This window comes from Thermoflexus sp. (assembly GCF_042408365.1).
Taxonomy (GTDB): Bacteria; Chloroflexota; Anaerolineae; order Thermoflexales; family Thermoflexaceae; genus Thermoflexus.
This window is the reverse complement of record NZ_JBHOQJ010000243.1, coordinates 1-11,020: the sequence shown is the minus strand read 5'-3', so window position 1 is coordinate 11,020 and position 11,020 is coordinate 1. Positions and strand designations below refer to the sequence as shown.

The following is an 11,020-nucleotide window of genomic DNA, read 5'->3' as shown; positions in this document are numbered from 1 at the left end:
TTGGGCCCCCCGCCCGCCCCGAATCCCATGAACAATGAGAAGGAGGCCTGTCTCCTGGCGTTTCGCCTCTGGTCCGCTGAAGCGCCCCGGCCGCCCGTGGCGCGCATCCAGCAGGGATGTTCACGCTCCGAGCCTAAAACGTCCCCTTCAGCTCCTCCAATCGATCGATGAAGGGAAGGGGCGCGAACAGCCACGCGTGATAACTGGGATCATAGTAGCGGCCCCGATACGGATGGGGATTGCGCACGACCTTGGGATCCAGCCCTTTGGAGCAGACGATGAAGCTCCACCAGTTGCAGGGATATGTGGAGTAGGGCATGGGGATGGTCTCCACGTAGCGGAAGAGCCCGCTCAATGCCCCCCGCACCATCGGCGCCTCGTAGCCCAGGTATCCTTCTCGGAACAGCGATTCAGAAAGGTGCAAGGCCAGGAGCCCCTCATCGGTCAGGTGCTCTGCGCACAAGCGGAAGAAGACCGGATCGAACAAGCTGCGGGCCAGCTCGGCCAGCGGATCGTTGGAGTCCAGGAGGATCACGTCGTAGCGATCCCCCCGTTCCTCCAGGAACGTCCGCCCGTTTCCGATGATCAGGCGGACCCGAGGATCGTCGAAAGAGGAGGCGAACTCCGGCATATATTGACGGCACAACTCCACCACCCGGCCATCCACCTCCACGACGGTCACCTCCTCCACAGTGGGATAGCGCAGCGCCTCGCGCGCCACCCCGCCGTCCCCACCGCCGATCACCAGGATACGGCGCGGGTTCGGATGGGCCATCATCGCCGGATGGACGAGGGATTCGTGATAGAAGAACTCGTCCCGCTGGGTGAACTGGATCACGCCGTCCAGGACCAGGGCTTTGCCCCAGTTCTCGAGCTCCAGGATGGCGATCTCCTGCAGTGCGCTGCGTTCGTGAGCTAAGACCCGTCGGACCTGATAGACGGCCGTGATGGTGCTCTCCTCCGCGAAGGTCAACCGCATGCCCTCGAACGGCTCCTCGGCGAGTGCTCCCTGCGGCATCTTTTCCCTCCTGGGTTCCATTCGGATGGTGCGACGGGTTTTCCTTTCCCACGGCCCGCAGGGCCATGGGAAAGGAGGATGCAAAATGCGTTTGGGGGCAGCGCCCTCGGTGCGCGGCGCTGCCCCCAAAGCCCTCAGAAGAAAACCCGCCGTGAAGCGCCCGCATCTGTGTGGCGCGTTAAATTAAAAAGCCTTCCGCGATGGGTTGATCGCAGAAGGCCTTTCCGAGTGAGGCGGGTGGGACTCGAACCCACAACCGTCGGCTTAAAAGGCCGCTGCTCTGCCGGTTGAGCTACCGCCCCGTTCATGCCAAATTCTAACCTGGGCCCCAGGGCCTGTCAAACCCGCCCCCGTTGATGATCCCTATCCCTCTTCCAGACGGATGCGGACGGACGCGGCGTGCGCATGGAAGCCTTCCACCTCGGCCAGCGTGGTGATCACCGGGGCCAGATGTCGAAGACCTTGCTCGGTGAGCGCTTCAATCTCGATTTTCTTCACAAAGGTGTCCACAGAAACGGAGGAAGCGACCCGGGCCCAGCCGCCGGTGGGCAGGGTGTTGTTGGTGCCGGTGGCGTAATCCCCCGCGGCCACAGGGGACCACGGGCCCAGGAACACCGATCCGGCATGGCGGATGTGGGGGAGGATCGCCCAAGGATCCCGGGTGTAGATGACCAGGTGCTCGGGCGCGTAGGCGTTGCACACTTCCATGGCGGTCTCCATGTCGGCGGTCACGATCAGCCCGCCGTAGGTCTCCAGCGCCTGACGGGCGATGGCCCAGCGGGGGAGGGCAGGCCCCTGGCGTTCGATCTCCTTCTGCACCGCCCGGGCCAGTGTCTCCACGGGGGTGACCAGGAGACACGAGGTCTGAGGGTCGTGCTCGGCCTGGGCCAGCAGCTCCGCCGCCACCCAGTCCGGGCGTGCGGTTTCATCGGCCAGCACGATCACCTCCGTCGGCCCGGCCAGCATGTCGATGGCCACTTCCCCCATCACCAGCGCCTTGGCCGCCAGCACATAAAGGTTCCCCGGCCCCACAATCTTATCCACCCGTGGGATCGTCTCCGTGCCGTAAGCCATCGCCGCGATGGCCGCCACCCCGCCCACCAAAAAGAGATCCGTTACCCCAGCCCCGTCTGCGGCCGCCAGGACCGCGGGCTGGCGCCCGGCGGGAGGGGTGCAGGCGACGATGCGGCGCACGCCGGCGACCGAGGCGGGGATCCCCAGGGCGTGAACGATGGTCGGGTAAACCGCTCGACCGCCGGGGATGTACAGCCCGGCCGAGTCCAGCGGGCGGACGATCTGCCCGGCGATCACCCCAGGGGCCATTTCGATCAGCCAGATCGGTCGCTCCCGCTGGGCCTCGTGGAAGCGACGGACCGCCTCGGCCTCCCGACGGAGGGCTTCCCGGACTTCGGGGCGGAGCTCCTCCCAGGCGGCGGCCATCGCCTCACGGCTCACCCGCCAGCGCTCCGGCGGCCAGTCCACCCCGTCGAAGCGTCGAAGGTAATCCGCGACCGCGACGTCGCCCCGCCGTCGCACGTCCTCCAGAATGGCCTTCACCTGAGGGAGGACCTCGGTGAGATCGGCTCGAGCCCGCATGAGCAGGCGCCGGCGCCGCTCCGGATCTAAGAGTTCCCAGCGATAGATCTCCATGCCTTCTCCCCCCTCCTCGGGCATTTCATCGAAGCCCGCGGCGCTTGGCCAGGAGGTCGAAAACCCTATCCCAGCTCAGCCCCCGGGCCACCAACCCAACGGTCAGCATGTAGAGGAGGTCCGCCGCCTCCTCTAACGATCGCTGGTCCGATTGATGCCGCAGGGCCAGCATCACCTCGATGGCCTCCTCGCCGATCTTTTTCACGATCTCATCCAGCCCGGCCTCGAGAAGCTGGGCGGTGTAGGAGCCCTCCGCGGGATGCCGACGGCGTTCCGCCACCACCTCCTCCAGCCGATGGAGGATCTGGCCGGGGGGAGGAGGGGTCTCCTCGCCTTCCGGTTCGCGGTGGAAGCAGCTGGCCCGGCCGGTATGGCAGGTGGGCCCGGCCGGGATCGCCTGCACCAGCACCGCATCCTCGTCGCAGTCCAAGCGGATCTCCACCACCCGCAGGACGTTCCCAGAGGTCTCGCCTTTCTGCCACAATCGCCCACGGGACCGGCTCCAAAAATGGACCAGGCCGGTTTCCCGGGTGCGCTGGAGCGCCTCGTGGTTCATCCATCCCAACATCAGCACCCGGCCGGTGACGGCATCCTGAACGATGGCCGGACGCAGATCCGTATGCTCAGATCCCCAGCTCCAATCGGAAGGGGTTGAAACGGGTGTCATAGTCGTAGTAATCCTCCTGCTCCAGACGTTTGAGGGCACCGACAACCAGGTACGTCACAGGAGTCATCACAACTTCCACACCCACCTTGAAGAGATAGTTTGTAAGGACAAGGGTCGCGAAAACGGTCCATGGGAAAACCCCGGCGAGGGAGGCTACGGTCACGAAGACCCCCGTGTCCACCAACTGCCCGACCAACGTGCTGCCGATGGTGCGGGTCCACAGATAACGGCCGCGTGTAAGGATCTTCATCTTGGCCAGGACAAAGGAATTGGCGAACTCCCCGGACCAGTAACCCAGCAAGCTGGCCAAGACGATGCCGCCGGTGCTCATGCCCCCCAGGATGGCCTCATAGGCCCGTTGTCCGGCGTACCGCTCCCACTCCGGATCCCCCGGCCAAATCCGAACCAGCCAGAAGACGAAGGCGCTCAACGCCAAGCACGCAAAGCCGGTCCAAATGACCCGACGGGAGCGGCGGTAGCCGTAGACCTCGGTCAGGATGTCGCCGAAGATATAACTCAGGGGAAATAGGATCGTCCCGGCATCGAAGGCCAACCGGATGCCGAAGAGGCTGACCCCCCAATCGACGATCTTGGCGGAGGAGGCGATGTTGCTGACGATGAGCACCGTGACGAAGAGGGCCATCACTAAATCGAAGAAACGATAGGATCGTTGGGTCATGGCGCCCTCCTTCCTCGCTGCAGTCTGATGCGTTGTCCGATTCAGCCATCGGGGAATTCGGGGGAGGCGGATCGCTGAAGGCGACCCATCTCCCCTGAGATCTTTAACTCAGGCGCACCGGGATCCCTCGCTCCGCCAGGTAGGCCTTCACCTCGGCGATGCGCAGCTGCCGGAAATGGAAGACCGAGGCGGCCAGGGCGGCGTCGGCCTTCCCGGCGGTGAACACCTGAGCGAAGTGTTCAAGGGCGCCGGCCCCGCCCGAGGCGATCACCGGGATGCGGACGGCCTCGGCCACCGCCCGGGTGAGCTCCAGGTCGTAGCCGGCTTGGGTGCCGTCGGCGTCGATGCTGGTGAGCAGGATCTCCCCCGCCCCGCGCCGCTCGACCTCCCGGGCCCATTCCACCGCGTCCAGCCCTGTGGGCGTCCGCCCGCCGTGGATGTAAACCTCCCACCGCTCTGGGCCGACCCGCTTGGCGTCGATGGCCACCACGACGCATTGGGAGCCGAACCGCCGGGCGGCTTCAGCGATCAGGGCGGGCTGCCGGACGGCGGCGGTGTTGATGCTGACCTTATCGGCCCCCGCCTGCAGCAGGGTCCGGAAGTCCTCCACGCTCCGGATCCCTCCACCGACGGTGAAGGGGATCGAGAGGACCTCGGCTACCCGCTGCACCACATCCAGTAAGATCCCCCGATCCTCGTACGAGGCGGTGATGTCCAGGAAGACCAGCTCGTCGGCCCCCTCGTCCTCGTAAAAGCGGGCGTGAGCGACCGGATCGCCCGCCTCGCGCAGATCCACGAACCGCACACCCTTCGCAACCTGGCCAGCCAGGATATCCAGACACGGGATGATCCGTTTCGCCAGCATCTTCCCCCAACCCTCAAAGCCCCTCCTGGGTCTGAAGCCATTCCCTCAGACGGCGGACCATCTCTGCCAGCACGTGGGCCTCCTCCCGGGCCACGCGATAGACCTGCTCCGGGGTGATCTCCCGATATTCATGGATGAGCTCGCTTCGGAAGCGGGCGACCCGTCGCAGACGTTGGCGAAAGGGTTCCTCCCATCCCAACCGGGTGGCCAACGCTTCGAAGCAGAGAATGAAACCGCCGGGAGCTTCCCGAAACACACGGGCCATGATGTGGTTGCACAGCGCGGCGGCGCCTTCAACGGCTTCCACCAGCAGCATCTTGGCCGCCAGCACCGTGCGTTCATCGGCCTGAAAGTCCGCCAGCTCTGAGCGCGTATAAACAGAGAGCTTCTCCAGCCGTTGGAGGATCTCAGCGCTGAGTCGGGCCACGCGCTCTGGATCGGGCCTCATGGAATCAACTCCTTCAGGAATTGGCGGACATAAGGTTCCCAGTGCATCCATTCCCAACCGGTCCGCTCCAAGAGCTCCACATATTGCTCCGGATCCCGGATGAGTAACGGGCGGCCGTTGAGGATCTGAACCCGGAGGCCCAGGGGTGCCCGCTCGAACACCACCACATCCACCGGATACCCCAGGGCGACGGTCCACTCCGCCGCCCGGTCGATCTCATAGCGCTCCGGATCGGCCCCGGGCGCCAGCCCGATCCCCACATCGATATCGCCGAAGGGGAGATCCGGCTCCAGAAAAGAGCCGAAGATCGTGGCGAAGAGAACGCCTTCCTCCGCCTCGATCAGCGCGCGCAATCGCTCGCTCAGGCGTTCCCGCTCATCCGCTGGAAGAAAGCTCCGAGGACGCATGTTCGCTCCGCTCGTGCCCTCGCATGCAGGCAAGGGCTTCCTTCAGGGTGAAACGGCCCTCCAGAAGGGCTCGTCCGAGGATCGCCCCGGCCAGGCCCGGGAAGGCCTCCTTCCGGATCTCCTCGATGTGCGCTAGGCTTCCGATCCCCCCGGAGAGCAGAACCCGAACGCCACCCGTTTGAGCCAATCGAGCGGCTCCTTCCAGATCCGGGCCGGACAGCGTTCCATCCCGGAGCACATTGGTGTAAAGGATCCAACGCACGCCCCGGGAGGCCCATTCCTGGGCGAAGGCCTGAGGGTCCCCGGCCATCTCCTGCCATCCCGCGACCGCCAGCCGCCCCTCCCGGACCTCCACCGCCAACGCCAGCCGGTCCGGCCCGAAGCGGGCGAGCGCCGCCTCGAAGGCGGCTGGGTCCCGCACGGCCATCGTCCCCACCACCGCGCGTTGGATCCCCAGATCGAAGGCCCGGGCCAGGTCTTCCAGCGTGCGCAGCCCACCGCCCATCTGAACCGCCAGCGGAGCTTCCCGAACGATGCGGGCGATCCCGGCGAGGCTGGTTTCCCCAACCCCGAAGGCCCCGTCCAGATAGACGATGTGGAGCCAGCGGGCGCCCTCCTCCGCCCATCGGAGGGCTTGGTCCACCGGATCGATCGGATACACGATGCGACGCTGAGGGTCTCCCTGGATCAATCGGACGACCTGGCCCCGGAGGAGATCCAGGGCGGGGATGAGCTCCAGCGCCATCGGCCTCCCTTCGCCTGTCCCTCGGGGAGCGATCGGTCGAGATTCCATTGCCCGTTCGGATTAAAGGCTTAAGAAGTTTCGCAGGATCTGCTCGCCCACCCGATGGCTTTTCTCCGGGTGGAATTGGACCCCCATCACGGATCCCCGTGCGACCACGGAGGCGTAACGGATCCCATAGACCGTCGTGGCGATCACGTCGCTGGGGTCCTCTGGCTCACAATAATACCCGTGCACGAAATACACATAAGCGCCGTTGGGGACTCCCTGCAGCAAGGGATGGCTCCTCACGGGTTCCAGACGGTTCCAGCCGATCTGGGGCACCTTGCCGGCTTCCGGAGGGAAGCGGCGGACCCGGCCGCGGAGCAACCCCAGGCCCCGATGCGAGCCCATTTCCTCGCTTTCCTCAAAGAGCAGTTGCATCCCCAGGCAGATGCCCAGCAGCGGCTTCCCGGCGGCGGCAGCCGCTATCAGCGGATCGATCCACCCGCGCTCCTGTAATCCGGCCATCCCATCCCCGAAGGCGCCCACGCCGGGCAACACGACCCTCTCCGCCCAATCCAGGTCCTCCGGCTGTCCCCGCAGGCGCACCTCCGCCCCGAGGCGCCGGAGCGCCCGGACCACGTTGCCCAGGTTCCCAACCCCGTAATCGACCACCAGCACCCGTGTCATCGGCGTTCTCGTAGGACCGAGAGTTTCCCCATATTTTACCCGCCAAATCCCTAGCGAACCATCTGGGGATCAGCGCGGCCGCGTGGGATTGGGAGATCTGCAGGGGGATTAGGGACAGACAGCCAGGTGGACGCGGCTGGCTGTAGGGGCGTCTTCGCGGCGTTAGGAGAAGAGATGAAGGGCGTCGCTGGGGGGAAGCGTTCGGCAGACGGTCGCGTTCGCCCGCAAGACCGAAAGCGGGGGATGGGCGAACTCCCCATCCCCCGCCCGGTCGGCCTGGCGGGAGCGCTTACGGGATGCGGGCCTGGGGGCGCTGAAGGGCCTGGATGGCCTTCAGTTGGGCCTGACGGGCGAAGTTGATCGACTCGGCCAGCAGCCGCATCGCCTCCTGGGGGTTGTGGAAGCCCAGTGAGTTCTCAGCGCTGACGAAATCCCATCGCATGTGGGCTTTGCGGAACAAGGTGCGGGCTTCCTCGCCCAGCTTGGGATCCGCGTTGGGGTTATCCTTGATGGCCTTCAGGGCCTCGATGGCTTCCACCAGCGCGACCTCCGCGGCGTCCTGAAGCCCCTTGGTGATGGTCTGGATGATCTCCACCCGCTTCCGGATGAAGGGGATGTCCAGATGGCACGTCCCGCACGCCTGTTCCATCCGGTACCACGGGCTGGCCGCTTGATGCGAAGTGTATTTGATCCCGCCCTCGATCACGAAGGGCATGTGACAATCCACGCAGGCCACCCCGGCCAGGTAATGGGTGGAGTTCGCGGTGTAGAGCTCAAATTCCGGGTGCTGGAATTTCACAACCGGCGCACCTGTCGAAGGATGGACCCAGTCAGCGAAGTTTCGTTCGTTGTAATATGCCTCGATGTCCTCAAAGCGCGTTCCCTTCTCCCATGGAAACACCAGATAATCCTTGGGATCCCTCGCGAAATAGTACTCTACGTGGCACTGTGCACAGGTGAGGATGCGCAGCTCCTGGCGGGAGAGGTTGCGGATGTCCTTTCCCATCTTCTGCAGCGCCTCTTGGAGCGCTACGTGTTTGATCGTGGGCGCCATGGTTTTCGGATCGTGGCAGTTGGCGCAGGAGACCGGATGCTGGATCCGCTCTCGAAGCTGTTCGAAGGGGGTGGCATAGAAGTTCGCCGGGCCCATCTCCTCCATCAAGCGCGGGACATCCGCCGACTTGCAGGTCCAGCAGGTGCCAGGAGCGGATCCGCCCCGCTTTTGCGCCAGGACCTGGATGCGCTTGGTCTTTAAGACATCTTCCACCGAGTAGGCATGTCCTCGATCTTCCCCATATTCGACTGCAAAGGGGTAGCCCTCCCAAAGGATCCTCAACCGCGGGTCCTCCTCCAGCTTGTCGTACGGGATCGAGCCGGCGAAGAGGGTTTTGCGCCCCTCCTTCGTGCGAAGCCAAGTTTGGTATTCTCGGGGGAAAGCCAGCCCCCAAACCGCTGGATTGGTCTCCCCTTCCGGGATCGTGACCGGGCGGACCACCTCCAGACGGGGTCCCCGGATCTGGATGATCAGAAAGGCCAGCGCGAGGCCGAGAACGCCCACCAGGAGCACAAAACCGACCACGCGTAACCAGAGCGGGGGCATCCGCTGGAACATAGGCTACCTCCTCTCAATCAAGGGGCTGAAGGCGATGGAACGCCGTTCGCCGTGGGCCACCGTGCGATGGCAATCGAAGCAGAAGCGCTCCCCCTCCAGCAACCCGGTTTGGGTGGAAACCGTGTTGAAATGGCACCGAACGCAGTTCGCTTGGACGATCCGGCGGGTCATCGCATCGGCGCGGATCTGGGGAGGGATTTGATAGGTGGTGTAGAAGTAGACGTGTTGAATCCCCTTGAGGAATTTAACGCTCCACTTGGCGGGAAACTCATGCGGGGTGTGGCAGTCATTGCAGACGGCGGCCCGACGGTGGAGGGCATGGAACCAGCCTTCGTAGGCCGGGTTCATCACGTGGCAGTTGTTGCACGCCTCCGGCCGGTCGGTGAGATAGGCGCTCAGACCTTGAGGGTTCAGCAACAGCCAGCCCAGCCCCGCCGCGATCAGGAGCCCGACCAGCCCTCCGATCCCCCAATAGATGGCGATTCGCATGGACGGATAACCTCCGCGCCCGGTGGCTAATTAAAGTATGGCTGGAGAGCGAATCGCCCAAGTAGTGATAAATGTCACAACATAAGCGGATTGATATTTTAGGCTCAGCGTAGTGAAAAGCGCATCAACGCGCTCGGTTAGTCGCGGTCGACCCCGGAGGCTGTGGCTTAACGGATCCGCTCAACGGACCGTCGGGCGGCGTACAGGTTCACCTCCGGCGCGTGGATCGGAACTACACACCCGGTGCCCAGAATGAAGCGTTCCCCACCGGTCTGCGCCATCGCTTCCTGGGCCTCCGCTTCGACATCGGCCGGCGTGCCCAGCACCAGGGCCTGAATCCGGGAAAGCCCTCCTAACACGGCCCCGGGAACTTGTTCTTTCCCCTCTCGAAGCGAGGGCGGCGTCTCCCGGTCATGCCAGTTCCAAACGGCCACCGGATAATCCGTGAAAAGGTCAAACATCACCACATCGCCGTGCAGATGGAGGATATTCAGCCAGGCGTCAGCGACGTCTTCCAGGATCAACCGATCGTAGGGGCGCCCGAAGGCCCGATATTCATCGGGGGAAAGCAGCTGGTAAGAGGCGTGCTGAACCGCATAAAAGATCCCGTCCACCCCGAGCCCCAAGGCGGCGTGGACGAAACGACGGGTGCTCTCGGCGATCACCCGCAGGCCGGCCTCCAAGGCTTCCGGATAACGTCGCAGGTGCAGCATCAATCGATCGGCCCCGCAGAGGTTCTTCGCCTGGGCCAAGGGGCTGAACACGGTCACCACCACCGGGACATCCGGAAGCGCCTTTCGGATCCGCGCGACCGCTTCCAGGTGGTCCCGTAAGGCCCCGCGGGTCGGATCAAGGGGGGGAAGGGCGGCCCAATCCTTGGGGTCCTGCACGGGATATCGAACATAGCGCCGGGTTCCCTCCGTATCGCCTGCCCAGCGATCCTCTACGCCCCAATCCCGGACGCAGTAGCTGGAGGCCGGGGTGATCTTCACGAAATCGAAGTCGAAGCGGCGCTGGAACTCGATCACCGCCTCGGCGAAGGCCGCGGGATCCTGATCCGCGACGGGGAAGTGACGCCAGAGGGCCACTGGGGGGCGATCCACCGCCTCCCCGCGGATGGCTGCCCGGACCCGCTCACGCTTCTCCATCGGCGCCTCGCAGCATCTCGATCTGGGCCTGGGCGAGCCGGGAGAGGATCTGCGCTTTGGCTCGATCCTCCAGCTTAGGAGCCATGGCGAGCACCTTCTCAAAAGCCTGGATAGCCATCTCCTTCTCGCCTTTCGCCTTACAGGAGAGGCCCAGGCCATAGTATGCATCCACAGCGTTCCCATCCATCTCAATGGCCTTGCGGAACTGCTCGATGGCCTGATCGTATTGCTTCTTCGCGTGGAACTCCCAGCCCAGGTCAATGTAGGTCTCCGCAACATCCGACATCGTCTGATCCTCCGCAACTTTTGATGCCGGTTGATGAAACAATCCCCACATAGGGAGGAGGGAAGTTGATCGCCTCGTGGGGTGCAGGCCGTCTTCGGGGGCCTGCGCCCCACGAAGAGAAAGTCGCCACTACCGAATGGAGGGATTACCAACACGTCCATCCTGAGGAATTATAACCCGATAGGCGTGGAATTGGGGCGAGGCGCCCGCCACGTTCTTCCTAAGTGACTATCCAGCCTGGTCCCATTCGGCTCGGCCCCCCAAGCCCCCAGGAGGAAATCGCCGATATCCGTATGGGCGGTTGTGTCAGAACAGCTGAGGGGAATTTAGATCGGAA

The 11,020-nt window shown here is 64.3% G+C and carries 13 protein-coding genes and 1 tRNA gene; all 14 read right to left on the bottom strand.

Annotated elements, in window-relative coordinates; genetic code table 11:
* Positions 1-133: 133 nt before the first annotated feature.
* Positions 134-1,018 carry a spermidine synthase gene (locus tag ACFMO5_RS11315; protein WP_376792858.1) on the bottom strand — a complete coding sequence of 295 codons (885 nt, stop codon included), beginning with the start codon at positions 1,016-1,018 and terminating at the stop codon, positions 134-136.
* A 229-nt stretch (positions 1,019-1,247) separates the two neighbouring features.
* Positions 1,248-1,320 (bottom strand) — tRNA-Lys (locus tag ACFMO5_RS11310).
* Between the two features lie 61 nt (positions 1,321-1,381).
* Positions 1,382-2,668: a histidinol dehydrogenase gene (hisD, locus tag ACFMO5_RS11305; protein WP_376792857.1), complete on the bottom strand. Its 1,287-nt coding sequence runs from the start codon at positions 2,666-2,668 to the stop codon at positions 1,382-1,384.
* Between the two features lie 25 nt (positions 2,669-2,693).
* The gene (gene hisIE, locus ACFMO5_RS11300) at positions 2,694-3,335 is read right to left on the bottom strand and encodes a bifunctional phosphoribosyl-AMP cyclohydrolase/phosphoribosyl-ATP diphosphatase HisIE (protein WP_376792856.1); all 642 of its coding nucleotides are present in this window, start codon (positions 3,333-3,335) and stop codon (positions 2,694-2,696) included.
* Entirely contained in the window at positions 3,292-4,014 is a 723-nt protein-coding gene (locus tag ACFMO5_RS11295; RefSeq protein WP_376792855.1) for a queuosine precursor transporter, read from the bottom strand. The genes hisIE and ACFMO5_RS11295 overlap by 44 nt, the downstream gene beginning before the upstream one ends.
* 103 nt (positions 4,015-4,117) lie before the next feature.
* On the bottom strand, positions 4,118-4,879 hold the full coding sequence (hisF, locus tag ACFMO5_RS11290) for an imidazole glycerol phosphate synthase subunit HisF (protein ID WP_376792854.1): 762 nt from the start codon (positions 4,877-4,879) through the stop codon (positions 4,118-4,120).
* Positions 4,880-4,892: 13 nt separating this feature from the next.
* Positions 4,893-5,327, bottom strand: a complete 435-nt coding sequence (locus tag ACFMO5_RS11285; protein ID WP_376792853.1) for a DUF86 domain-containing protein — start codon at positions 5,325-5,327, stop codon at positions 4,893-4,895.
* Positions 5,324-5,734 carry a nucleotidyltransferase domain-containing protein gene (locus ACFMO5_RS11280; protein WP_376792852.1) on the bottom strand — a complete coding sequence of 137 codons (411 nt, stop codon included), beginning with the start codon at positions 5,732-5,734 and terminating at the stop codon, positions 5,324-5,326. Before ACFMO5_RS11280 ends, ACFMO5_RS11285 begins: the two co-directional genes overlap by 4 nt.
* The gene (locus ACFMO5_RS11275) at positions 5,703-6,479 is read right to left on the bottom strand and encodes a HisA/HisF-related TIM barrel protein (protein WP_376792851.1); all 777 of its coding nucleotides are present in this window, start codon (positions 6,477-6,479) and stop codon (positions 5,703-5,705) included. The genes ACFMO5_RS11280 and ACFMO5_RS11275 overlap by 32 nt, the downstream gene beginning before the upstream one ends.
* Positions 6,480-6,539: 60 nt before the next feature.
* Entirely contained in the window at positions 6,540-7,148 is a 609-nt protein-coding gene (hisH, locus tag ACFMO5_RS11270; protein WP_376792850.1) for an imidazole glycerol phosphate synthase subunit HisH, read from the bottom strand.
* A gap of 289 nt (positions 7,149-7,437) precedes the next feature.
* Positions 7,438-8,760, bottom strand: a complete 1,323-nt coding sequence (locus ACFMO5_RS11265; protein WP_376792849.1) for an ammonia-forming cytochrome c nitrite reductase subunit c552 — start codon at positions 8,758-8,760, stop codon at positions 7,438-7,440.
* Between the two features lie 3 nt (positions 8,761-8,763).
* Complete coding sequence (nrfH, locus tag ACFMO5_RS11260) at positions 8,764-9,249, bottom strand: cytochrome c nitrite reductase small subunit (RefSeq protein WP_376792848.1); 486 nt, start codon at positions 9,247-9,249, stop codon at positions 8,764-8,766.
* Between the two features lie 167 nt (positions 9,250-9,416).
* Positions 9,417-10,397: a uroporphyrinogen decarboxylase family protein gene (locus ACFMO5_RS11255; protein ID WP_376792847.1), complete on the bottom strand. Its 981-nt coding sequence runs from the start codon at positions 10,395-10,397 to the stop codon at positions 9,417-9,419.
* Positions 10,384-10,683 (bottom strand): tetratricopeptide repeat protein, encoded by a 300-nt coding sequence (locus ACFMO5_RS11250; protein WP_376792846.1) that lies wholly within the window; start codon positions 10,681-10,683, stop codon positions 10,384-10,386. Before ACFMO5_RS11250 ends, ACFMO5_RS11255 begins: the two co-directional genes overlap by 14 nt.
* Positions 10,684-11,020 lie beyond the last annotated feature (337 nt).

What these genes read in the sequence shown, in the direction of transcription:
- ACFMO5_RS11315 (WP_376792858.1), bottom strand. Translation starts at nt 1,018, where the DNA reads ATGCCGCAGGGAGCACTCGCCGAGGAGCCGTTCGAGGGCATGCGGTTG.
- hisD (WP_376792857.1), bottom strand. Translation starts at nt 2,668, where the DNA reads ATGGAGATCTATCGCTGGGAACTCTTAGATCCGGAGCGGCGCCGGCGC.
- hisIE (WP_376792856.1), bottom strand. Translation starts at nt 3,335, where the DNA reads ATGACACCCGTTTCAACCCCTTCCGATTGGAGCTGGGGATCTGAGCAT.
- ACFMO5_RS11295 (WP_376792855.1), bottom strand. Translation starts at nt 4,014, where the DNA reads ATGACCCAACGATCCTATCGTTTCTTCGATTTAGTGATGGCCCTCTTC.
- hisF (WP_376792854.1), bottom strand. Translation starts at nt 4,879, where the DNA reads ATGCTGGCGAAACGGATCATCCCGTGTCTGGATATCCTGGCTGGCCAG.
- ACFMO5_RS11285 (WP_376792853.1), bottom strand. Translation starts at nt 5,327, where the DNA reads ATGAGGCCCGATCCAGAGCGCGTGGCCCGACTCAGCGCTGAGATCCTC.
- ACFMO5_RS11280 (WP_376792852.1), bottom strand. Translation starts at nt 5,734, where the DNA reads ATGCGTCCTCGGAGCTTTCTTCCAGCGGATGAGCGGGAACGCCTGAGC.
- ACFMO5_RS11275 (WP_376792851.1), bottom strand. Translation starts at nt 6,479, where the DNA reads ATGGCGCTGGAGCTCATCCCCGCCCTGGATCTCCTCCGGGGCCAGGTC.
- hisH (WP_376792850.1), bottom strand. Translation starts at nt 7,148, where the DNA reads ATGACACGGGTGCTGGTGGTCGATTACGGGGTTGGGAACCTGGGCAAC.
- ACFMO5_RS11265 (WP_376792849.1), bottom strand. Translation starts at nt 8,760, where the DNA reads ATGTTCCAGCGGATGCCCCCGCTCTGGTTACGCGTGGTCGGTTTTGTG.
- nrfH (WP_376792848.1), bottom strand. Translation starts at nt 9,249, where the DNA reads ATGCGAATCGCCATCTATTGGGGGATCGGAGGGCTGGTCGGGCTCCTG.
- ACFMO5_RS11255 (WP_376792847.1), bottom strand. Translation starts at nt 10,397, where the DNA reads ATGGAGAAGCGTGAGCGGGTCCGGGCAGCCATCCGCGGGGAGGCGGTG.
- ACFMO5_RS11250 (WP_376792846.1), bottom strand. Translation starts at nt 10,683, where the DNA reads ATGTCGGATGTTGCGGAGACCTACATTGACCTGGGCTGGGAGTTCCAC.